General features: G+C 58.4%; 21 protein-coding genes. 7 read left to right on the top strand and 14 right to left on the bottom strand.

Annotated elements, in window-relative coordinates; genetic code table 11:
• Positions 1 to 144 precede the first annotated feature (144 nt).
• A complete protein-coding gene (locus tag ACWKV5_RS16260; protein WP_483842073.1) occupies positions 145 to 1,470 on the top strand; it encodes a sigma-54 dependent transcriptional regulator in 1,326 nt (441 codons plus the stop codon).
• A 67-nt stretch (positions 1,471 to 1,537) separates the two neighbouring features.
• On the opposite strand, the gene ACWKV5_RS16255 is transcribed toward ACWKV5_RS16260, so the two are convergent.
• The 9 genes from ACWKV5_RS16255 to ACWKV5_RS16215 all read right to left on the bottom strand — a co-directional run bounded on the left by ACWKV5_RS16255 (position 1,538) and on the right by ACWKV5_RS16215 (position 9,875).
• Positions 1,538 to 2,851 carry a hypothetical protein gene (locus tag ACWKV5_RS16255; RefSeq protein ID WP_483842072.1) on the bottom strand — a complete coding sequence of 438 codons (1,314 nt, stop codon included), beginning with the start codon at positions 2,849 to 2,851 and terminating at the stop codon, positions 1,538 to 1,540.
• A 45-nt stretch (positions 2,852 to 2,896) separates the two neighbouring features.
• Positions 2,897 to 3,640: a hypothetical protein gene (locus ACWKV5_RS16250; protein ID WP_483842071.1), complete on the bottom strand. Its 744-nt coding sequence runs from the start codon at positions 3,638 to 3,640 to the stop codon at positions 2,897 to 2,899.
• A 44-nt stretch (positions 3,641 to 3,684) separates the two neighbouring features.
• The gene (locus ACWKV5_RS16245; RefSeq protein ID WP_483842070.1) at positions 3,685 to 4,365 is read right to left on the bottom strand and encodes a C39 family peptidase; all 681 of its coding nucleotides are present in this window, start codon (positions 4,363 to 4,365) and stop codon (positions 3,685 to 3,687) included.
• Positions 4,366 to 4,429: 64 nt separating this feature from the next.
• Complete coding sequence (locus ACWKV5_RS16240) at positions 4,430 to 5,452, bottom strand: heme utilization protein (RefSeq protein WP_483842069.1); 1,023 nt, start codon at positions 5,450 to 5,452, stop codon at positions 4,430 to 4,432.
• A 63-nt stretch (positions 5,453 to 5,515) separates the two neighbouring features.
• The gene (locus tag ACWKV5_RS16235; protein WP_483842068.1) at positions 5,516 to 6,094 is read right to left on the bottom strand and encodes an adhesin; all 579 of its coding nucleotides are present in this window, start codon (positions 6,092 to 6,094) and stop codon (positions 5,516 to 5,518) included.
• Position 6,095: 1 nt separating this feature from the next.
• Positions 6,096 to 6,551: a hypothetical protein gene (locus ACWKV5_RS16230; RefSeq protein WP_483842067.1), complete on the bottom strand. Its 456-nt coding sequence runs from the start codon at positions 6,549 to 6,551 to the stop codon at positions 6,096 to 6,098.
• Between the two features lie 356 nt (positions 6,552 to 6,907).
• Positions 6,908 to 7,432 (bottom strand): AAA family ATPase, encoded by a 525-nt coding sequence (locus ACWKV5_RS16225; protein ID WP_483842180.1) that lies wholly within the window; start codon positions 7,430 to 7,432, stop codon positions 6,908 to 6,910.
• On the bottom strand, positions 7,429 to 7,992 hold the full coding sequence (gene pnuC / locus ACWKV5_RS16220; RefSeq protein WP_483842066.1) for a nicotinamide riboside transporter PnuC: 564 nt from the start codon (positions 7,990 to 7,992) through the stop codon (positions 7,429 to 7,431). The genes ACWKV5_RS16225 and pnuC overlap by 4 nt, the downstream gene beginning before the upstream one ends.
• A 248-nt stretch (positions 7,993 to 8,240) precedes the next feature.
• Positions 8,241 to 9,875, bottom strand: coding sequence for a methyl-accepting chemotaxis protein (locus ACWKV5_RS16215; RefSeq protein ID WP_483842065.1), 1,635 nt, complete (start codon positions 9,873 to 9,875; stop codon positions 8,241 to 8,243).
• 292 nt (positions 9,876 to 10,167) lie between these two features.
• On the opposite strand from ACWKV5_RS16215, the gene ACWKV5_RS16210 reads away from it, so the two are divergent.
• Together ACWKV5_RS16210 and ACWKV5_RS16205 are read left to right on the top strand one after the other, a co-directional pair.
• On the top strand, positions 10,168 to 10,998 hold the full coding sequence (locus ACWKV5_RS16210; protein WP_027923530.1) for an undecaprenyl-diphosphate phosphatase: 831 nt from the start codon (positions 10,168 to 10,170) through the stop codon (positions 10,996 to 10,998).
• Positions 10,995 to 11,426, top strand: a complete 432-nt coding sequence (locus tag ACWKV5_RS16205) for a DUF1294 domain-containing protein (RefSeq protein ID WP_483842064.1) — start codon at positions 10,995 to 10,997, stop codon at positions 11,424 to 11,426. The genes ACWKV5_RS16210 and ACWKV5_RS16205 overlap by 4 nt, the downstream gene beginning before the upstream one ends.
• Here the strand turns inward: ACWKV5_RS16205 and ACWKV5_RS16200 are convergent.
• Positions 11,423 to 11,782, bottom strand: a complete 360-nt coding sequence (locus tag ACWKV5_RS16200) for an MmcQ/YjbR family DNA-binding protein (protein ID WP_483842063.1) — start codon at positions 11,780 to 11,782, stop codon at positions 11,423 to 11,425. The two genes, ACWKV5_RS16205 and ACWKV5_RS16200, sit on opposite strands and share 4 nt — an antisense overlap.
• On the bottom strand, positions 11,779 to 12,687 hold the full coding sequence (locus tag ACWKV5_RS16195) for a LysR substrate-binding domain-containing protein (RefSeq protein ID WP_483842062.1): 909 nt from the start codon (positions 12,685 to 12,687) through the stop codon (positions 11,779 to 11,781). The genes ACWKV5_RS16200 and ACWKV5_RS16195 overlap by 4 nt, the downstream gene beginning before the upstream one ends.
• 129 nt (positions 12,688 to 12,816) lie before the next feature.
• On the opposite strand from ACWKV5_RS16195, the gene ACWKV5_RS16190 reads away from it, so the two are divergent.
• Together ACWKV5_RS16190 and ACWKV5_RS16185 are read left to right on the top strand one after the other, a co-directional pair.
• Positions 12,817 to 13,428 carry an FMN-dependent NADH-azoreductase gene (locus ACWKV5_RS16190; protein ID WP_007949372.1) on the top strand — a complete coding sequence of 204 codons (612 nt, stop codon included), beginning with the start codon at positions 12,817 to 12,819 and terminating at the stop codon, positions 13,426 to 13,428.
• Positions 13,429 to 13,677: 249 nt separating this feature from the next.
• Positions 13,678 to 14,715, top strand: a complete 1,038-nt coding sequence (locus tag ACWKV5_RS16185; protein WP_483842061.1) for an alpha/beta hydrolase family protein — start codon at positions 13,678 to 13,680, stop codon at positions 14,713 to 14,715.
• A 30-nt stretch (positions 14,716 to 14,745) separates the two neighbouring features.
• On the opposite strand, the gene ACWKV5_RS16180 is transcribed toward ACWKV5_RS16185, so the two are convergent.
• Both ACWKV5_RS16180 and ACWKV5_RS16175 read right to left on the bottom strand, forming a co-directional pair.
• A complete protein-coding gene (locus ACWKV5_RS16180; protein WP_483842060.1) occupies positions 14,746 to 15,933 on the bottom strand; it encodes an MFS transporter in 1,188 nt (395 codons plus the stop codon).
• A 240-nt stretch (positions 15,934 to 16,173) separates the two neighbouring features.
• Positions 16,174 to 17,763 (bottom strand): ABC-F family ATPase, encoded by a 1,590-nt coding sequence (locus tag ACWKV5_RS16175; protein ID WP_008149954.1) that lies wholly within the window; start codon positions 17,761 to 17,763, stop codon positions 16,174 to 16,176.
• Between the two features lie 494 nt (positions 17,764 to 18,257).
• On the opposite strand from ACWKV5_RS16175, the gene lpxO reads away from it, so the two are divergent.
• Positions 18,258 to 19,157, top strand: a complete 900-nt coding sequence (lpxO, locus tag ACWKV5_RS16170; RefSeq protein ID WP_483842059.1) for a lipid A hydroxylase LpxO — start codon at positions 18,258 to 18,260, stop codon at positions 19,155 to 19,157.
• Between the two features lie 120 nt (positions 19,158 to 19,277).
• Here lpxO and ku read toward each other — a convergent pair whose 3' ends face one another.
• Positions 19,278 to 20,126 (bottom strand): non-homologous end joining protein Ku, encoded by an 849-nt coding sequence (ku, locus tag ACWKV5_RS16165; RefSeq protein ID WP_140668720.1) that lies wholly within the window; start codon positions 20,124 to 20,126, stop codon positions 19,278 to 19,280.
• Positions 20,127 to 20,315: 189 nt separating this feature from the next.
• Between ku and ACWKV5_RS16160 the strand changes: the two genes are divergently transcribed.
• Positions 20,316 to 20,666, top strand: coding sequence for a hypothetical protein (locus ACWKV5_RS16160; RefSeq protein WP_483842058.1), 351 nt, complete (start codon positions 20,316 to 20,318; stop codon positions 20,664 to 20,666).
• Positions 20,667 to 20,684 lie beyond the last annotated feature (18 nt).

The following is a 20,684-nucleotide window of genomic DNA, read 5'->3' as shown; positions in this document are numbered from 1 at the left end:
CAAGTCGCGCTTATAACTTATTAAGTGGCTGCTCTATAGTCAATCGATACAAGGCTGTGTCAAATTCTTGCTAATGTTACAGCCAGGTCCGCCAAATGACTGTTTTTACTAATATTTCCTATAATTTGGCGCCAAGGAACAGTCATGATCGAAGCGCCCGCGTTACGACGTCTGTTAGTAGTAGATCCCTGTGACGACTGCCATCGCCTGTTACCGGGTTTACGCTCTGTGGGTTGGGATGTTGATAGCTGTTCTCTGGAAAACGCCGCCGATAGAACCTGCGACGTTGGCCTGTTGCGATTGCAACCTTTCCACCTGGAACGCCCGGAAGCCGTCAAAGAGCTGATCAGCCGCAGCGGCACCGAGTGGATTGCCGTACTCAATCAGGAAGTCCTGCGCTTGCAGAATGTCGGGGACTTCGTTTGCGAATGGTTTTTCGACTTTCACACTTTGCCTTTTGACGTCTCCCGGGTTCAGGTCACGCTGGGGCGGGCGTTCGGCATGGCGCGCCTGCGTGGGCAAGGCACGATCCACATCGACCAGCCCGAACACGAACTACTGGGCGACAGCAAGCCGATTCGCGAACTGCGCAAGTTGTTGAGCAAACTGGCGCCCACCGAATCCCCGGTCTTGATCCGCGGCGAAAGCGGCACCGGTAAAGAGCTGGTCGCCCGCACCCTGCACCGACAATCCCAGCGCCACAACAAACCTTTTGTGGCGATCAATTGCGGCGCGATCCCTGAACACCTGATCCAGTCCGAGTTGTTTGGCCATGAGAAGGGCGCGTTCACCGGCGCTCATCAACGCAAGGTCGGGCGGATCGAGGCAGCCAATGGCGGCACGTTGTTCCTTGATGAAATCGGCGATTTACCGCTGGAACTGCAAGCCAATCTGTTGCGCTTCCTACAGGAAAAACACATTGAACGCGTAGGCGGCAGTCAGCCGATTCCGGTGGACGTGCGGGTGCTGGCGGCAACACACGTCGACCTTGAGGCCGCCATCGAAAAGAAACGCTTTCGCGAAGATTTGTACTACCGCCTGAACGTCCTTCAGGTGGTGACCGCCCCGCTGCGTGAACGCCACGGCGATCTGTCGATGCTGGCCAACCACTTTTCCCACTTCTATAGCCACGAAACCGGGCGCCGTCCACGCAGTTTCAGTGAGGACGCGCTGATTGCCATGGGCAAGCATGACTGGCCGGGCAATGTTCGCGAGTTGGCCAACCGGGTACGGCGTGGTCTGGTGTTGGCCGAAGGGCGGCAAATCGAAGCGCGGGACCTTGGGCTGATCAGCCAGCAAGCCTTCGCCACGCCCATGGGCACGCTGGAGGACTACAAGACGCGCGCCGAACGCCAGGCGCTGTGCGACGTACTGAATCGGCACAGCGACAACCTCAGTGTCGCCGCCAGAGTGCTGGGGGTTTCACGCCCGACGTTTTATCGATTGCTGCACAAGCACCAGATCCGCTAGGGCGGTGTAACGAAAAGGCCCGCTGCGACTTGCATCGCAGCGGGCCTTTTCCATTCCTCGTCAGGAGTTAGAAGTAGTAAGGGAATTTCAGGCTGAACTGGAAGTCCGGGGCATCGTCCGTCATACCGATGGACAAGTTGGGAACGATCGTCAGGTTGTCGGTGGCCGCAATGGTCATGCCGATGTTGAAGTAACCGGCGTTTGCATCGCTGGCGACCACGGATTCCCAGTCTCCGCCATCCTGTTTCAGCTTGCTTCTGCGTTGCACCAGGTCAGACACCGAGAACGACATACTCATCTTTTCGTTCAACGCAAACGCAATACCTGCGCCGATCTGGAAGCTGTCGCCGATCTCCACCTTGCCTGGGGTTTTCTGGTTGACCGTTGCGCTGATGTCGTCGAAGGATTCTTCGAAGTTGTGGGTGTAGGACAAGCTGCCGAACAGTACCGCCGGGTCAAAGGTTTTGACCAGCGAGATACCTGGGGTGACGGACCATACGCCGTTACCGGTCGGCAGGGTGTCAGGCACGAACAGGTTGGAGTTGGCATCGGTCTGACGCAGTTTGATCCCGAACGGATCCTTGCCCGTAGGTGCCTTGACCCGCAAGGTGACCACGGCATCCGGGGTGTTCACCGATTCGTCGAGGAATTTGTAGGCAATCCCGAAGTTGACGTCGCCAATGGTCGGGTCTCGGGTGACGGTTTCCTCTGTCGTGACGTTGGCCGCGCCCTGATTGCCACCACCCGACTGATAAGTCGACTCGCGGTAAATCACCGGCACGTTCAGGTCGAACTGCCAGCGGTTGTTGAAGTTGTAGCGACCGGTGAGGTCGAGCGTCCAGGTATCAGCCTTGATCCGATCGAGGTTGATGTTGCCAAGGAAGATCGAATCCAGTGCGAGAAAGCCGTTGAGGATCAGCTGGCGGGTGTCGTATCGGGAGTAAGTGATCCCGGTTTCGACGCTGAATTTGCCGCCGCCGAAGAACCCGCTGGCTTCGTCGTACAGGTTGGAAACGCTTTGTGCCGGTTGTGAGTCGTCAGCCAGCGATTGGCCGTAAGAACTGCCGCTGCCCCCTGCGGCTCCCCCCGATGCTGCTGCGGCGCCAGTCCCTGTGGCTACCGCGGTTCCCGCGTTCCCCTTCATGTCGGCTGGCGACTTGGCCAGTCTTTTTGGTGGGGGAGCTGCGGGTTGGTCCTCTACCTGGCGGACCCGTTGTTCGAGTACCGCCAAGGCTTTTTGTTGTACTTCGTATCGTTGCTTTAGCTCCAGAAGTTCCTGTTTCAGGGCCTCTACATCGGCGTTGGGTGCTGCTTGCAACATCGCCGCCGGAAATAGAGTGCTCAAACAAACTACTGCACGCAGTGATACTGATCGATACATGAATAAGCCGTCCCTTAAAGCCCAATGATCGAGAGTCAGCGTAGTTCAATATCCTAAGGTGCGCAGGGCGTTAAGTTGGGTCAGGTTACAGTCCAATGCGCCAGCACTCGGGCCATTATTATTGAGCACCACGTTGAGTTGGGTGAGGTTATTGACCATGTTGCTGTTGCCCAGCAATCGGGTGTTCTGCAGCAATCCGCCCTGGGCGACTTGTTGCAGTGCCGTGCCTTGGTTGCCGTTGGCCTGAATAGCCATTTGTATGCCACCCCCGGTGGCTGACACGGCGACGCTGCCGGCGGCATTGGAGCCGGTGATGGTTTGCCCGGCCATCAGGGCTTGTCCCTGACCCGGTACAAGCGCCGGAGCCTGGTTGGCTTCTTTCACGTCGATCGCGACGTTGTTGTAGGCGGTGTTGCCGTCCCCGGCCGCTCGAACGCTTTGGGTAACGCCCTGGCTGGTCGCCAGGCCTGCTCCACCAATCACACTGCCGGCGCCTTGGTCAGGCGTAGTGCCATTGCCGTCGATCTTGATGGTTGATACATAGAATTCGGGTTTGATCGTTGCTGCCTGGATTTGCATGGACGAAGCCGCCCCGATGACGTCACCGCTGGCATTGCGCCAGGTACTGCTCATAACCACGCCGAAGCTGATAATCCGGCCCGGCATTACATAACGGCCGCGCAACTGGGCGAGTTCCTGATCCTTGATTTCGATGGGTTTGAATCCATTGGCATAGCCTGATGCGCTCGCTGCCAGACAGGCAACGGCCAGCCAGTATGAAGTTTTCATCTGCTGCTCCCGGAGCATCCTGCCCCAATATCATCTTTTGGCGATTAAAAGAAGTCGCTCTGTATGAAACCAAAATCCATCAATTCAGCGTCTCTGACAGGGTTGAAGGTATCCAGTTTGTTCTTGGCCGTCAGCGGTACCGGTGGACTGCGCAATGCATTGGTTTTGTCGTAACCGGGACCTACGATAGCGAAGACGATGCCGTTCCAACCTTTGACAAAGTCATCATGGGAGTAGCGTTTGTGTCCAAGTACCGGGTCGCCGATATAGACCCATTGCTTGTCCGCACGCTGCAACACCACGAAATGCTTGTAGCCGCGAATTTCCATCAGTACCACCACCGGAATCGTCACAGCATCCAGCTTTTCAGGTGGGATCTTGTAGCCCCTGGCGCGCATGCCGATGCTTTCTATGTAGCGCTTCATGTCCAGCATGGAGAAACCTTGAGTACGAACAAGGTTCTGGTCAGCGTTGACCAGCATGCCTTTGATGATGTGCTCCTCATCGACGTCGAGCCAATAAGCCTGGCGTAACACCGTCGCCAGTGCGGCTGCACCGCAACTGAAGTCGGTTTTCTGTTCGACGATGTCGGAAAACTTGCGCTCACGCAGACTCTGCACATGCTTATAGACCAGCACGCCGCCAGGCAGGGCGGCAACCGGCATCTGAGCGGCCTGAGTCAGGCCAGACAGGCAGAGGAGGGCGAAAAGGGCAGTCTTGCGCATGATCGATGACGCCTTTGCGGACTGTGGAAAAGCCCCGTTGCCGGGGCTTTCATTTCGATCGCGATTACAGGCAGGCTTTGCAACCTGCGGCGATGGACAGCGAGTTGCTTTGTTGGTTGCCTACACCAGACGATACGTTGGCTCCGCCGTTGCCGGAGAAGTTGTTCATCGAGTTTTGCATTACAGCAGTGTTGGTTACAGGGTTTTTCCAGCCATCTGGAGTCAGGTATTGCTGAGTGGTTACACCAGCCAGACCGAAGACGCCCACTGCGACGAAGTCGGAATTGACTTTGCCATCATCATGGCCGCCGCCATGACCGCCACCTTTGTTGTCGTTGCCATAGCCACCGTGGCCATGATCATCGTCAGCAGGTGTAGACACCGCTTTACCCGCTGCTACAAATGCGCCAGCAGCAGTGAAGGTGCCTCTGAGGGTGTCGGTTTTGTAGGTCTGAGTGCCGTTGTTGGCCACTTGCAGACCACTGGAGCTTTGGTCAGCTGATGCAGCGGCTGCGGCTACACGGCCACCCGACACAGCAATCGCCAGGTTGTTTTTCTGTTGGTTGAAGTTGCCAGCGGTCACGTTCATCCCAATGTTGCCGGAACCATTGTTGCCTGCGTTGGTGAGCGTAGCAGTGTTGGTATTAGAGTAGTTGGCAACGGTGTTGTTGGTGTTGTTTTGTGTGGCGCTGGAAGCTGCCACTGCGGAACCGAAAATGAAGCTTTCGTCAGCAGTAGCCAGTGCCGCGGCGTTGTCTTGTTGGTTGCCGTCGCCGGCTGCCACGTTGGCGCCCATGTTGCCGTTGGAACCATTGAGCGAGTTGTCGATCGCAGCACCATTTTTGGTGCCTTGGTTCAGCACGGTATTGCCACTGCTGTCCTGTTCATCCAGCACAGTAGCGCCGGCGCCGGCAGTAATTGAAAGAATTTGATCCAGGGTTGGGCCTTTTGGCTGATGACTGCCATGCCCATTGCCGTGACCATTGCCATGACCGTGATCATCATCACGACCGCCTGCTTGTGCTGCGATTGCCATCACTGCTGCCAGAGCGAAAACCAGTGGTTTTAAAGCCATTGTAGGTTTCATGGTGTTTCTCCGTGCTTATTAGTTGGTTAAGTGTTGGTACTTTCTAATCGCACTGCGTTTGGGTCAGTCAGCGACCCGGATGCTCAGGGTGTTAGCCATTCGGTTCCCCACCCCGGCACTCTGGTTCACCTGGATAATCCCTCGGCTGCCGGTGAAGGCCTGGTCGCTGGTAACGACCTGGCGACTGCCGGTTTGGGACCCAGTTGCTCCTGAGTTTGGAAGCAACGCCACGTTCTGTTGAGAAAGGGCGCTATCGTCGACGCTCTGCGGCCCAGCACTGATGCTGATCCGTGCAGCGTTGGCCATCTGGTTGTTGGCCCCGGCGCTCTGGTTCACGCCCAGTACACCGTTGCCATTACTGAAAGAGGTGCCGCCGATGGTGGCCGTCGCGTTCATTGACGGATTGGCGGGGGTATTGATTTTTTGCTGGACGCTGGTGGTCGCCGAAGCATTGGTGCCGATAGCGATGGCGCGAACGTTGGTTTGTTGTTGCTGATCGCCAGCCGCCTGGTTGACGTTCAAGTTGCCTTTGTACTGGACGCCGGCATCCTGGATGTTGGCGTTGTTCACGGTTGAAACACCGGAGTCAGCCATGGCGCTGGCACTGGCGAACACCGCGAGAAAGATCAGGCTGCGATTCATGTCATTGACCTCCGGCCATTCTGGTCAGTGGAGCCATGCCGGAACTCATGGCCCGATTGATGGTTCCGGAAATCGCGGCACCACTGCCACCGCCGTGGCCGGCGCTCATGCCTGGCATGCCGTTTGGATTGGTCACGACGTTGAGGCCTGGCATGCTGCCACCGTTGGTGTTCGGGTTGATGTTGCCGGTGATGGTCGAGCCGCTGGCAATGTTGGCGAAATCACCGTCAGTCAACTCGGTGTTGCTCATGGTCGAGACGATGCGCGCCGATGGGTTGGCATTGACGGTGGTCGGGTAGGGGTCTTTGCCGCCGGTGCGGCCGATAGGGATGGGCTGGACGTCGCGTGTAAGAACGATGACGCCATTGCCATCAGCCTTCGCACTAAGGCTGAGTACCGAAGTGGCGGCACATCCGATCAGCAGTAGGCAGGTCATGCCTTTATTGAAAGTCCCCACGGCAGCAATTCCTTCTTTTGTGGGCTGGCCCTAGTCAGCGTTGGGAAGGAGAGAGCGAAAGCTGTGCCGCTTTTGAATTATTGTTTTAATTCAAAAGGTTAGCCTTTTGTGAGAAGTGGACGATACGTCAGCTGTTTCATCACTGAGACAGCCCCGGCAAGGTTTTGCTGAACAATCGCGACGCAAAGCTCTAGATCAAGGGTTTGCGCTGATGTGTTTCAAGCGCTTAACAAGAGCCATGACAAGATGATGAAGGGCGCTGAAACGGCCTGTTTGCGGGTAGATGAGTGTTTCACGGATGGACACTGTTGCCCCAAAACAGGGGGAATCACTGGGGAAATCGACCCAAAACCGGCTCAGGAAACCAGCAGGCGGGTGACCGCTTCAAAGGCCTGCCCCCGGCGGTTTTCCCAGCTTCCCTGCAATACCTGAAACGGTTGGCGGTGCTGTTCAAGCCAGGTGTGGGTCGCCTGGAAAAATGCCAGGCGTTCACTCAATTCGGGCTGACAGCGCTGGCCATCATCCGTCCAGTCGACATGCTCCGGTGACAACAGCAGGTGCAAGTCGTAATCGCGAGCCAATAATGCCGGTTCAAGCCATTCAGGGCAGTCGCCAAACAAGGTCTGGCTCCAGAGGATATTGCTCAGCAAGTGAGTGTCGAGAATCAACAGACGGGGCCGCCGGGCGCGGGCTTCATCTTCCCATTGCAACTGGCCTCGGGCGATCTCGGTAATATCACCCAGGCACGTGTCGCGAGGGTTTTGTTCGATGAACCAACGCACGTACTCATCGACCCGCACACCGCCGAAATGCCCCTGCAACTCGGCCGCTAGCCAGCTCTTGCCACTGGATTCGGGGCCCGTGAGCACCAGCACCTTCATGCGCGCAATGCCGGATCGGCACGCCATTCACGCCAGCCTTGCACGGCCAGCAGCAGGAACAGTGCATAGAGAGCAGAGGTGAGGTACATGCCTTTGTAAATGAACAGCCCGACAAAAATCACATCAACGGCGATCCACAGCGGCCAGCATTGCACGCGTTTTTGCGCCATCCACATCTGCGCAACCAGGCTGAACCCCGTGAGCGCGGCGTCGAGCCACGGCTGGGCGGCATCGGTCCAGTGCGCCATGGCCGCGCCCAACAGCACACTGCCCAGCGCGCCGACCGCCAGGCCCAGCGCCACTGACCTGCTGTCGAGACGGCTGACCTGCCGGCCGGTATTCGCTTCGCCTGCGCGGGTCCATTGCCACCAGCCATAGAGTTGCAGCGCGGCGTAGATCACTTGCAGGAGCATGTCCGAATACAGCTTTACCTCAAAAAAGATCCAGCTATACAGCAGCACCATGACCAGGCCGATTGGCCAGCACCAGGGGTTCTGTTTGACCGTCAACCAGACGGCAATCACACCGAGGGCGGCGGCAAACAGTTCAAGCCCGGACATGGAGGTTCCTTGGGGAAAGCGAAGTGGGGGCGAGATTGTACCTAGACAGCAGGAAAGGGCGATAGCGACACGGGACTGAAATCAGAAACACAACTGTGGCGAGGGAGCTTGCTCCCGCTGGGCTGCGTAGCAGCCCCGAATACTGCAACCGGATTTCTACAGGAGAAACTCAGTCAGCTGATTTTTGCGACTGCTGCGCAGTCGAGCGGGAGCAAGCTCCCTCGCCACAGGGTTTATCGTGTGTGCTGTTAAACGCGAAATTGCTTGAGCAAGCCGTTCAGCTGCTCGCTCAGGTCTTTGAGTCGAACACTGGCCACACTCGATTGCTGCGCCGCCAGTGCAGTGCTGTGGGACAAGCCCGCAGCCTGGGTCACGTTCTGATTGATGTCTTCCACCACATGGGCCTGCTGCAATGTCGCGCTGGCGATCGACGCGTTCAATCCGTTGAGGTTGCGTAACGCCTGGCCAATTGCATTCAGGCTCGCACCGGCCAGGCCGGCCTGTTCGATGGTCAGTTGTGACGCGCGACTGCTGTCGCCGATGACCTTGACCGCGGCTTCCGAATGGCTTTGCAGGCGTTCGATCATCGACTGGATCTCTGCTGTGGACTTCTGCGTGCGCTGGGCCAGCAGGCGCACCTCATCGGCCACCACCGCGAATCCTCGACCCTGTTCACCCGCCCGGGCGGCTTCAATGGCGGCGTTGAGGGCGAGCAGGTTGGTTTGCTCGGCGATGGAGCGGATCACCTCCAGGACGCTGCCGATCTGCGTGCTTTCCGTTGCCAGGGTGCGTATCACCTCTACGGCTTGATCGATGGTGCCGGACAGTTTGTCTATCTGTTGCAAGCTGCCGTCGATGTTGATCTGGCCTTGCTGCGCCTGGGATTCGGCATCGCGCATTTCGCTGGCAGCATGCTCGGCGTTCTTGGCCACATCCTGCACGCCATAGGTCACTTCATTAATGGCCGTGGCCACCAGTTCCATCTGTTGGGACTGTTGCTGGCTGCGTTGTTGGGCCTGGGCGGCGTCATTGCCCAATTCACTGGACGACTGACCCAACGCGCTGGCGGACACCTGCAGCTCGGTGACCACCAGGCGCAGCTTGGTGGTAAACGCGTTGAAGTGCCGAGCCAGTTGCGCCACTTCGTCCTGACCGTGGGTATCGAGGCTGCGGGTCAGGTCACTTTCACCGCTGGCGATGTTGGCCATGGCGTTCACGGTGTCCTGGAGCGGGCGCACAATACTGCGCGCAATCAGGATGACCAACAGCGCCATCACCAGCGCAATCACCACGCCGACGAAAGTGGCCTTCCACACCTGGCCATTGAATTCGGCCTGCATGTCATCGATGTACACGCCCGAGCCGATCACCCAGCCCCAAGGCTCGAAGAGTTTGACGTAAGAAGTCTTTTCGACCGGGGCACTGGCGCCCGGTTTCGGCCAGCGGTAGTTGACCATGCCGGCGCCCTTGGCCTTGGCCACGGCAACCATTTCGTTAAACACCGCAAAGCCGTCCGGGTCGCGGATGGCCGACAAGTTCTGGCCGTCCAGCTTGGGGTTGGCCGGGTGCATGATCATCACCGGCGTCAGATCGTTGATCCAGAAATAGTCGTTCTGGTCATAGCGCAGTCCACGGACCGCGGTCAGTGCCTGCTTCTGCGCGGCATCGCGGGTGAGGGTGCCGGCCGTTTCCAGGTCATGGTAGTAATTCAGAATACCGCTGGCGGTCTGTACGACGTGCTGGGTTTTCTGCGCCTTGGCCTGATAAAGGTCGTCGTGAATCTGCTTGAGCATCAACACGCCCAACGTCAGCAACATCACCACCGACACGATCAAGATGAGCCACAAGCGTCGGCTGATCGACACACTGCGCAAGCTGTTCATAACGCTGTTACTCCGATTTTCTTTTTATTGTCATAAACCATTGCCAGCATCCAACCACGCTTTGCCGGTCGGGCATATGCGACCCAAGTCCTATTCCGCGGCAGCGTTTTAGAGGCTTGTCTGATAGGATTTCGGCCCCGCGCGGAAAAACCTGAATCACGCTCGATTTTCACGGAATTTTTACGGTTTCGTCTGGATCCTGTGCGCGCGGAACTTCAACTACGCTCAGCGCAATGAACGTTTAAACAAAACTGACGGGGCATGCCTGGGGGCATTGCTTCTTGGGGGATTGATGGATCTTTGGACCGCCTTTCAGGCATTGATACTTGGGGTAGTAGAAGGGCTGACGGAGTTTCTGCCGATTTCCAGTACCGGGCACCAGATCATCGTCGCCGACTTGCTCAACTTCGGTGGGGAGCGGGCAATCGCGTTCAATATCATTATCCAGTTGGGTGCAATCCTGGCGGTGGTGTGGGAGTTTCGTCGCAAGATTCTCGATGTGGTTACCGGTTTGCCGACGCAACCGAGCGCGCGTCGTTTCACCGCCAACCTGCTGATCGCCTTCATGCCGGCGGTGGTGCTGGGGGTGATTTTCTCCGACCTGATTCACCATTACCTGTTCAACCCGATTACCGTTGCGACGGCGTTGGTGGTGGGCGGTGTGATTATGTTGTGGGCCGAGAAACGCCAACATCAGGTGCATGCCGAAACTGTCGACGAGATTACCTGGCAAGACGCGCTGAAAGTCGGTTTCGCCCAGTGCCTGGCCATGATTCCAGGAACATCGCGTTCCGGGTCGACCATCATTGGCGGGTTGCTGTTTGGCCTGTCGCGCAAGACCGCTACCGAGTTCTCGTTCTTCCTGGCGATGCCGACCATGGTCGCGGCGGCGGTGTATTCGGGTTTCAAATACCGCCACCTGTTCGTGCCGGCGGATTTTCCGGTGTTCGCGATCGGTTTCGTGACGGCCTTCATCTTCGCGATGATCGCGGTTCGCGGCCTGCTCAAGTTCATTGCCAGCCACAGCTACGCGGCGTTTGCCTGGTATCGGATCGTGTTCGGCCTGGTCATTCTGGCCACCTGGCAGTTCGGCTGGGTTGACTGGTCTGCGGCCAAGCCATGAGTGACGCCGGCAGGCGCCACGACCCCGGTCGCAGGTCCGGGGGAGAGCGCATCCAGCATCCACGGTTGAAACTGCTGGTTTTTGCCGCGCTGTGTGCGCTGCCGCTGTTTGGGTCGGTGTCGCTCTGGCTGCGCGGGGTGTCACTGATTCCGCTGGCGGCGTACGGGATCGTCAGTGTGCTGGCGTTTTTCCTGTACTGGAGCGACAAGCGCAAGGCCCGCGCCGACGCCTGGCGCACGCCGGAAAATGTCTTGCACGCGGTCGAACTGGCCGGTGGCTGGCCTGGCGCCTTGTTGGCCCAGCAAGTGTTTCGGCACAAGACCCGCAAAGTCTCCTATCAGCTGCTGTTCTGGCTGATTGTGTTGCTGCACCAGGTGTTCTGGATCGACCAGATGTTTCTCGGCGCGAACCTGCTGGCCTTGTTTTAAAGCAGCAGTCCCACCTGGGTGCGCTTGGGCAGCTTGCTCACCACCAGTTGGTGGGATCGTTGCAACAAGGCTTGTAGTTCTACGGCGCCCAGCGGGTAGGGCGTTTGCATGATGATCCACTGGGCTCTCGCCAGATAGGGAGCCGGGTGGATGCCCGGCCGGTCGCAATGTCCCAGGAACAGGTCCTTGTCGACCTTGAAGGCAAGGGAGTCGCCGCGCAGGTTCTGCAGCGCGAACATTTTATTCCCGGCAATCGAAAACACCCGCACACCGCCCCATTTATAGTCTTCCCGCGCACCCGGCAGCGCGAGACAGAACTGCGCGACATCCTCTTCGCTCATACGTCCAGCCTTCATATCAATCGGTCCCCACACGCATTGAATGTTTCGATCAAATGGTCGAGCCAAGCGCGAACCGCTGGCATCACCCCGCGCCGGTGAGGGTAGACCGCTTGCAACCAGCCGCCAGGCAATGACCACTCGGGCAGCAGTTGCACCAGCGAGCCGTCTTCCAGCTCCGGCTCGCAATACATCATTGGCAACAGGGTAAAACCCTGGCCGGCCAGAGTGCAGGCCTTGCGCACGATGAAGTCATCAATGCCCAGCCGCGCCTCCATGCTGAGATCGACACTTTTGCCCTGTTGATCCAGCAGGCGGATATGCACCATGCGATCGGCTTCAAGGGCGCCGAGCACGGGCAAGGTTTTCAGGTCTTCGGGGTGATTGATTTCACGCCCGTGCAAAAACGCCGGGGTGGCGACCATGGCCATTTGTGCCTGGCGCAGGCGTCGGGTCACCAGTAGCGGATCTTCGTCGCCCAGCTCACGCACGCGCAAGGCGACATCAACGCCTTCAGTCACCAGGTCGACCCGGCGGTTGAGCAGCATCACTTCCAGTTGCACCTGCGGGTATTTTTCAAGAAATCGGGCGATGACCGTGGGCAACATCTCGTGCGCGAGGCCGACGGGGCAGGACACCCGCAAGCGCCCACGCGGTTCGCTGGACATGCTGGCCACCGCTTCATCGGCCATTTCCGCTTCCAATAGCATCGCCTGACAGTGCCGCAGGTAGCGCTCGCCGACGGCGGTCAGCTTGAGTTGGCGGGTGGTGCGTTGCAGCAGACGTGCACCGAGGCGCTCTTCCAGCTCGGCGATACGCCGTGACAGGCGCGACTTGGGAATCCCGAGCAAACGCCCGGCGGCCGCAAAACCGCCAGCTTCCACCACCTTGGCGAAATAGTAGAGATCATTGAGGTCTTGCATGACGGCAGTCCGATTGTTCTATCAGTGGGACGAACTATCGCATTGTTGCGGTCTAATCAGCCATTGGTTTCGTCTGTAGGATTCACTCCATCAGATCGCCCCGTGGCGGTCCTCACCTGGAGATCCCACATGAAACTGTTGCATATCGATTCGAGCATTCTTGGTGACAACTCGGCTTCCCGTCTGCTGAGCAGCGAAGTCGTCAAAGCCTGGCAAACCGCAGAGCCGAACGCCGTGGTCACTTACCGCGACCTGGCCGCCGACGCCATCAGCCATTTCTCCGCCACGACGCTGGTTGCTGCTGGCACTACCGCTGAACTGCGCAACGCCGCCCAACAGCACGAAGCCGAGCTGAGCGCCACTACCCTGGCTGAATTCCTCGCCGCCGATGCCGTGGTGATTGCCGCACCGATGTACAACTTCACCATCCCGACCCAACTCAAGGCCTGGATCGATCGCATCGCCGTTGCCGGTCAGACCTTCCGTTACACCGAAGCCGGCCCTGAAGGCCTGTGCGGTGGCAAGAAAGTCGTGATCGTTTCGACTTCCGGTGGCCTGCACGCCGGTCAAGCCACAGGTGTGGCTCACGAAGAGTACTTGAAAGTGCTGTTCGGCTTCATCGGCATCACCGACATCGAGTTCGTCCGTGCCCATGGCCTGGCCTACGGTGATGAAGTGCGCACTAAAGCCATGAGCGACGCTCAAGCGCAAATCAGCGAGCAATTGTTCGCCGCCGCGTAAGGCTTGCGTAAAAACGCAAAACTGCTCAGGCAACACCCCAAAAAACTCTGTATTCTGGTCACGCAAGTGCCAGATACGGAGTTTTTTGTTTCTGGCCGTTTCAGGTTGTGGCCCAGGTTATGCAACAGGGGGTTAACGCTCCCGTTCTGCAACGACCTTGGTGGCCGCGATTGCTGGTACAAGGCCGCTGCCTCGATCATCCGAGGAGAACGGGCTTTCCGGTCAAGTAACAACTGGTGGGGCATCCTTATGGTGCGTCTTTGTGCAACGTTACTGTTTTGCCTGCTCAGCAGCCTGAATTCAGTGCACGCCGCCCCTGCGCCGCATCCTCACTGGAGCGTCGGCTTCCATGAGATGAGTTTTCTCGACCCGCTCGATCTGCAACCGATGCACGCCATCGCGTTCTATCCCTCCAGTGACCGCGAACACACCAGTAAAATCGAGGGTTACACGGTCGAGGCCGGTGAAGACATCCCGGTGGCTATCGGCCGTTTCCCGATGCTGATGCTGTCCCATGGCAACACCGGAACCCCGCTGGCCCTGCATGACCTCGCCACCTCGCTGGCGCGCAAAGGTTTTGTGGTGGTGGCGGTGATCCATCCCGGCGACAACTCCAAAGACCACAGCCGCCTCGGTACGTTGAGCAACCTTTACGGCCGTCCCATCCAGATTTCCGAAGCCATTACCGCCACCCTCGGCGATCGCATGCTCGCGCCGTTCGTCAACGCCAATCAGGTCGGGGTGATTGGCTACTCGGCGGGCGGTGAGACGGCGTTGATCCTGTCCGGCGCCACGCCTGACCTGGATCGTCTGCGTCGGTATTGCGAGGAGCGCCCGGACGACCGCGATGCCTGCAACACCAAGGGTGAATTGATTGTGGATCGTGACGACCTGCAACCCGTGGCTGACCCGCGTGTACGCGCGTTGCTGTTGATGGCGCCGTTGAGTTTGAAGTTCGGCCGTCACACCTTGGCCGATGTGCATGTGCCGGTGCTGCTGTACAGCGGCGACGGCGACAAACTGGTGGCCTTCGACAAGAACGCGGCTGCACTCGCACGTAAATTGCCGATTGCCCCGGATTTCAAATTGCTGGCGGGGGCAGGGCACTTCGTGTTCATGGCGCCGTGCAACGAAGAGCAGATCGCAGCCATGCCGGCGTTGTGTACCGACGCCGACGGTGTCGACCGCGAAGGCATCCATCGCGACATGATTTCCGAGGCCGGGCGTTTCTTCTCTCGCACCCTGGGCATCGCAACCCGCGCAGGCCTGCAAACCGCGGATCAGTGACTCGCCGGATCCCACTGTAGGAGTGGCGTGTCAGGCCATTGCGCGGCGCTTGAGTAGCAGTGTCAATGCCAATCCGGTCACCGACAACAACGCCGCGCTAAAGAAAATCCACGTATACCCCAGGTTCAACGCCACCGCGCCCATCAATGGCCCGGCGATGGCCAGTGCCAGATCAAAAAACACCGCATAAGCACTCAAACCCGCGCCGCGGCTGGAGTTGGGCACCTGTTTGATCGCTTCAACCCCCAGCGCCGGATAGACCAGCGACAAGCCAAAACCGGTCAGGCCCGCGCCGATCAGCGCATAACCCGTCGAAGGTGCCAGCCACAGCAGCACCAGGCCCACGGTTTCAATGCTCATGCAGGCAATGGCCGAGGTGAATCCGCCGAAACGGCTGATGCTGGAGATGAACAACAGCCGCGCCAAAATAAAGCAGACACCGAACACGGTGAGGCAATACGCGGCACCGGCCCAACCACGGCTGACGTAATACAGGGTAATAAAGGTGGTCAGCGTGCCATAACCGATGGACGCCAGACTCAGGCTCGCCCCAAACGGTGCGATGCGCCCGAACACCGCCCAAAAGGGCAGCCGCTCGCCACGAATCACCGGCACCGACGGTTTGTTGCGGATCAGCAGCAGCGCGGCAAGCGCCAACAGCGACAGCGCGATCCCCAAACTGGCGAAACCATACTCGGCGACCATCACCACCCCCAACGGCGCGCCTATGGCGATTGCACCGTAAGAGGCGATGCCGTTCCAGGAGATGGAGCGGGCGGTGTGCTCCGCCCCGATCTGGCCCATGCACCAACTGATGGTGCCGACGCCGATCAAGCCTTGGGCGATCCCGAGCAGCAAGCGACCGGCGATCAGGATCAACAGACTCACCAGCGGCATGCTCTGCAGCAACGTCGAAATCAGCGTCAATACGCCGCTCAGCACAATCCCCGACAACCCATAGACAATCGCCCGCTTGGTGCCAATGCTGTCCGACATGCGCCCGGCCATCGGCCGGCTGAGCAGGGTGGCCAGGTACTGCGAGCCAATGGTCAGCCCCGCGATGATCGCGCTGAAACCCAGTTGCTCATGGACATAACCCGGCAACACCGCTATCGGCAGGCCGATGCAGAGGAAGGCAATAAAGGTATAAAAAACGATGGAGACGATCTGCAGGGTGATCGCCAGGGAGCTTTGCGGGGGTTGTTGCTGCGCAGACATGTGGGCTCGTTCGCGGGCGGCGGTGGGAGAGCTGCATCATGGCGTGGGCGGCGAATAAAAGGAAGCAGGCTAACTATATTCGTTGTGTCTGATGGCCCCTTCGCGAGCACAGGGGAATGCGGTCAACTGTGGGAGCGAGCCTGCTCGCGAAGGTCTCAGCACCACCAAAATCCTCGAACCTGAAATGCAAAAAGCCCCGTCACAAGGACAGGGCTTTCAGTTGCAGCTTGAAACCAATATTTAGAACACTACACCCTGGCTACGCAGGTAATCGTCATAAGTACCGCTGAAGTCGATCACGCCACTAGGGCTCAACTCGATGATGCGGGTCGCCAACGACGATACAAACTCACGGTCGTGGCTGACGAAGATCAGCGTGCCCGGGTAGTTCTCCAGCGCCAGGTTCAGCGCCTCGATGGATTCCATGTCCAAGTGGTTGGTCGGTTCGTCCATGATCAGCACGTTCGGCTTTTGCAGGATCAGCTTGCCGAACAGCATGCGACCTTGCTCACCACCGGAGATGACCTTGACCGACTTGAGGATCTCGTCGTTGGAGAACAGCATGCGACCGAGGGTGCCGCGAACGATTTGCTCGCCGCCCTGAGTCCACTGGCCCATCCAGTCGAACAGGTTGCAGTCGTCTTCGAAGTCGTGCGCGTGGTCCTGGGCGTAGTAGCCCAGTTCAGCAGCGTCGGTCCACTTCACAGTACCGGCATCCGGGGTCAGTTCGTTGACCAGGGTGCGCAGCAGGGTGGTTTTACCGATACCGTTCGGGCCGATGATCGCCACGCGCTCGCCAGCTTCAACCTGGAAGCTGAAGTCCTTGAACAGGGTCTTGCCGTCGAAGCCTTTGGCCATGCGCTCGACGATGACCGCCTGACGGTGCAGCTTCTTGGTTTGTTCGAAACGGATGAACGGGCTCACACGGCTCGAAGGCTTGACCTCGGCCAGCTGGATCTTGTCGATCGCCTTGGCGCGAGACGTGGCCTGCTTGGCTTTCGAGGCGTTGGCCGAGAAGCGGCTGACGAACGATTGCAGTTCCGAGATCTGCGCCTTCTTCTTGGCGTTGTCCGACAGCAGCTGCTCGCGGGACTGGGTCGCCACGGTCATGTACTCGTCGTAGTTGCCCGGGAACAGACGCAGTTCGCCGTAATCCAGGTCAGCCATGTGGGTGCACACGCTGTTCAGGAAGTGACGGTCGTGAGAGATGATGATCATCAGGCTGGAGCGCTGGGTCAGAATGTTTTCCAGCCAGCGAATGGTGTTGATGTCCAGGTGGTTGGTTGGTTCGTCGAGCAACAGCACTTCAGGATCGGAGAACAGCGCCTGAGCCAGCAATACGCGCAGTTTCCAACCTGGGGAAACTTCGCTCATCGGGCCAAAGTGTTGCTCGATGCCGATACCCAGGCCCAGCAACAGCTCGCCGGCACGGGATTCGGCAGTGTAGCCGTCCATTTCGGCGAACTCGGTTTCCAGCTCGGCCACGGCCATGCCGTCTTCTTCGGTCATTTCCGGCAGCGAGTAGATGCGATCGCGCTCGGCCTTGACCTTCCACAGCTCTTCGTGACCCATGATCACGGTATCGATCACGGTGAATTCTTCGTAGGCGAACTGGTCCTGGCGCAATTTACCCAGACGCACGTTCGGCTCGAGCATGACCTGGCCGCCGGACGGCTCGAGGTCGTCGCCGAGGATTTTCATGAAAGTCGACTTGCCGCAACCGTTGGCGCCGATCAGGCCGTAGCGGTTGCCCGCGGCGAATTTGACCGAAACGTTTTCGAATAGCGGCTTGGCGCCGAACTGCATCGTGATGTTAGCTGTAGAGATCAAAGGTTTTTCCTGCGAAGCATTCAGAGTAGCTAGGGTTGCGGCAGTACCGATTCAGTACCCGTTTCCGGTATTCAAACCACGGGAAATGCATCCCGGTCAGAAGCGGAAGGTCCATCTGGCAATAAGTGGACAGCAGCATATGGAGCGCTTGGCCCGAGTCGAAGTGCGCTGAGACGGGGTTCATTCCCGTCATCAACCAAGGGGGGCGCGTAATGTTTGGCGGCGATTGTACTGGTCTGGCTCTCTAAACGATAGGGCGTTGAGGCCGCTCGGGCGCATTGACAGTACCAGCGGACAGATTTTCACATTTGTAAGCTAACTATTTGTTACAGAGAGTGGCTAAAATGCGATTTTCCACCCGATGCCGACCACCGGCACAGGCTCAAGGATGCGCTATCGGGTTCGCTGTTTCGTTTTCAGACGCTGCTCAAGACCCTTGGCCAATGGGTTGGCCGGGAAGGCAGTTTGTTCACTTATGACGTGTGACGATTTCTGTGAAACTGACCATTGCCCTTGTTTACATAGCCTCCATTGCGTTCGTCCACCTGCGCGGTCGCGTGCGCCACAAGCTGGGCCGCCAGTTGAGTGATCACTCTTCATTTCTGGCGCCGCTCAATTGCTTCCTTTATCTGTTCTCGAAAAACCCGAACAAGCCTTATCTCAATCCTGCGGATTTCCCTGATCTGAGCCCGTTGCAGGCGCATTGGCAAGAAATCCGTGCTGAAGGCCAGAACCTGCTGAAGGCTGGGGAGATCAAGCGCTCGGATCAATACAACGATGTCGGTTTCAACTCGTTCTTCAAGACCGGGTGGAAGCGCTTTTACCTGAAGTGGTACGGCGACAGCCATCCTTCGGCAATGAAACTCTGCCCGCGTACTACAGAACTGGTCCAGGGCATCGGCTCGATCAAGGCCGCGATGTTCGCCGAGTTGCCGCCGGGCTCGAAATTGGTTCGTCACCGTGATCCTTATGCTGGTTCCTACCGTTATCACTTGGGTCTGGAAACGCCGAATGATGCCGGTTGCTACATCAATGTCGACGGCGAGAACTACCACTGGCATGACGGCGAAGCGGTGATGTTCGACGAAACGTTCATTCACTACGCCGAGAACACCACGCAACAGAACCGGATCATTCTGTTCTGTGACGTCGAGCGTCCGATGAAGTACCGCTGGGCGGCGGCGTTTAATGGGTGGTTCAGCCGTTACGTGATGTCGGCGGCCGGTGCGCCGAATGACGAAGGTGACAGGACGGGGGGGATTAACCGTTTGTTCACCAAGGTCTACAAGATTCGTTTGCGGGCTAAAGCGCTGAAGAAGCGTAATCGCAAGCTCTACTATGCTCAGAAGTGGGCGATTTTCGGCGGGTTGCTGGCGGTGTTTGTGTTGATCTGAATGATATGTTGTGGCGGATTGAGCCTTCGCGAGCAGGCTCGCTCCCACAGTTAACCGCGATCACCTGTGGGAGCGAGCCTGCTCGCGAAGAGGCCCTGGCATCCACCGCAAAACCCTCAATCAGCCCCGCGAAGTCTTCGTGGCTTTTTTCTGCGCCGCCGGCTTGGCCTTCCCGGCACCTTTACTTCCCAAACTACGCTTAAGCAACTCAGTCAAATCAATCACATCCGCCGTTTTGCGTTCCTCTTCACCCGTCGCGGTCTCGACATCCTCGATCTTGCCCTCATTGGCCTTTTTCTCCACCAGCGCCATGATCTTGTCTTCGAAACTGTCGCGGTAGTCTTCAGGTTTCCAGTCGGCACTCATGTCCTGTACCAGCCGCTTGGCCATATCAAGCTCACCCTTGGCCAGTTCGGGTTTGGTCACTTCGCTGCCCAGTTCAAGGGTATCGAGGCTGCGCACTTCCGCCGGCCAACGCAACATCACCAGCACCATCGCCGACTCCAGCGGCATCAACGCCGCCAAGTGCTGGCGTGTGTGCAACACCACATGGGCAAGCGCGACTTTATTGGTTTTGCTCAACGTTTCGCGTAACAACGCGTACACCTTGCCGCCGCGTTTATCCGGGGCGAGGTAGTAGGGCGTGTCGATGTTTTGCAGCGGAATCTGTTCACTGTCGACGAAGGAAAAGATGTCGATGGTTTGCGTGGACAGCGGGTGCGCCGACTTGATTTCCTCTTCACTGAGGACCACGTACCGACCCTTTTCGTACTGCACGCCTTTGACGATGTGCTCCTTGGTGACTTCCTTGCCGGTGACCTTGTTCACACGTTTATACCCGACCGGCTCCATGCTGCGGCTGTCGAGCCAGTCGAAATCCACCCCTTGGGAAGACGTCGCCGAGACCAGCGCCACAGGGATATGCACCAGCCCGAAACTGATAGCGCCTTTCCAGATTGCCCGTGCCATGGTCGTCTTCTCCCGAGTGATGTTCAGGTGACCCGTGGCCTGAGGCAAAAGTTTCAGCTGGTTGTGGGCCCCGGGCGGGCGGGGTGGTCGTCTCGTGTTACATCTTGTGAAGGAGGTTTTAGTTAACAAATCCGAACCTCGGGCGTAGCGTGCTATCGAAGACCCTATCCACGTCGAGAGGCTCGCCCCATGAACAGATATGTACTCGGCTGCTGCACCGTGCTGGCGCTGAGTGGTTTGCTGAGCGGCATGGCCCAGGCTTCGCCGCCCTCATCATTGCTGCTGGCCCAAAGCCCGACCGGGGTTTCGAGCAATCCTTACAACAGCCCGATTCGCCGCGCCAATCCGAACAGCATGCAAGGTTCACAATCCAGCGCCCCGGCCATTCGCGGGCCCAACACCATGCCGGTGCCGCGCCCACCGACGCTGGACAACGGCGGCATCGGCAACCGCTATCCGCAAAGCCAACCGGCCCCTGCCAGCCCACCTAAATTCATTCCCAATCCCCCTCAGCGAGATGCAGGCACCAGCAACCGTTGAGTCGGAACGACAAAAGGA

Source organism: Pseudomonas oplopanacis (assembly GCF_057128725.1).
Note: the sequence above shows the minus strand (reverse complement) of the source record. Positions and strands in the feature narration are given on the sequence as shown.

What these genes read in the sequence shown, in the direction of transcription:
- ACWKV5_RS16215 (WP_483842065.1), bottom strand. Translation starts at nt 9,875, where the DNA reads ATGAACAGCTTGCGCAGTGTGTCGATCAGCCGACGCTTGTGGCTCATC.
- pnuC (WP_483842066.1), bottom strand. Translation starts at nt 7,992, where the DNA reads ATGTCCGGGCTTGAACTGTTTGCCGCCGCCCTCGGTGTGATTGCCGTC.
- ACWKV5_RS16160 (WP_483842058.1), top strand. Translation starts at nt 20,316, where the DNA reads ATGAACAGATATGTACTCGGCTGCTGCACCGTGCTGGCGCTGAGTGGT.
- ACWKV5_RS16260 (WP_483842073.1), top strand. Translation starts at nt 145, where the DNA reads ATGATCGAAGCGCCCGCGTTACGACGTCTGTTAGTAGTAGATCCCTGT.
- ACWKV5_RS16235 (WP_483842068.1), bottom strand. Translation starts at nt 6,094, where the DNA reads ATGAATCGCAGCCTGATCTTTCTCGCGGTGTTCGCCAGTGCCAGCGCC.
- ACWKV5_RS16225 (WP_483842180.1), bottom strand. Translation starts at nt 7,432, where the DNA reads ATGAAGGTGCTGGTGCTCACGGGCCCCGAATCCAGTGGCAAGAGCTGG.
- ACWKV5_RS16210 (WP_027923530.1), top strand. Translation starts at nt 10,168, where the DNA reads ATGGATCTTTGGACCGCCTTTCAGGCATTGATACTTGGGGTAGTAGAA.
- ku (WP_140668720.1), bottom strand. Translation starts at nt 20,126, where the DNA reads ATGGCACGGGCAATCTGGAAAGGCGCTATCAGTTTCGGGCTGGTGCAT.
- ACWKV5_RS16180 (WP_483842060.1), bottom strand. Translation starts at nt 15,933, where the DNA reads ATGTCTGCGCAGCAACAACCCCCGCAAAGCTCCCTGGCGATCACCCTG.
- ACWKV5_RS16200 (WP_483842063.1), bottom strand. Translation starts at nt 11,782, where the DNA reads ATGAAGGCTGGACGTATGAGCGAAGAGGATGTCGCGCAGTTCTGTCTC.
- ACWKV5_RS16205 (WP_483842064.1), top strand. Translation starts at nt 10,995, where the DNA reads ATGAGTGACGCCGGCAGGCGCCACGACCCCGGTCGCAGGTCCGGGGGA.
- ACWKV5_RS16195 (WP_483842062.1), bottom strand. Translation starts at nt 12,687, where the DNA reads ATGCAAGACCTCAATGATCTCTACTATTTCGCCAAGGTGGTGGAAGCT.
- ACWKV5_RS16190 (WP_007949372.1), top strand. Translation starts at nt 12,817, where the DNA reads ATGAAACTGTTGCATATCGATTCGAGCATTCTTGGTGACAACTCGGCT.
- ACWKV5_RS16185 (WP_483842061.1), top strand. Translation starts at nt 13,678, where the DNA reads ATGGTGCGTCTTTGTGCAACGTTACTGTTTTGCCTGCTCAGCAGCCTG.
- ACWKV5_RS16255 (WP_483842072.1), bottom strand. Translation starts at nt 2,851, where the DNA reads ATGTATCGATCAGTATCACTGCGTGCAGTAGTTTGTTTGAGCACTCTA.
- ACWKV5_RS16240 (WP_483842069.1), bottom strand. Translation starts at nt 5,452, where the DNA reads ATGAAACCTACAATGGCTTTAAAACCACTGGTTTTCGCTCTGGCAGCA.
- ACWKV5_RS16250 (WP_483842071.1), bottom strand. Translation starts at nt 3,640, where the DNA reads ATGAAAACTTCATACTGGCTGGCCGTTGCCTGTCTGGCAGCGAGCGCA.
- ACWKV5_RS16245 (WP_483842070.1), bottom strand. Translation starts at nt 4,365, where the DNA reads ATGCGCAAGACTGCCCTTTTCGCCCTCCTCTGCCTGTCTGGCCTGACT.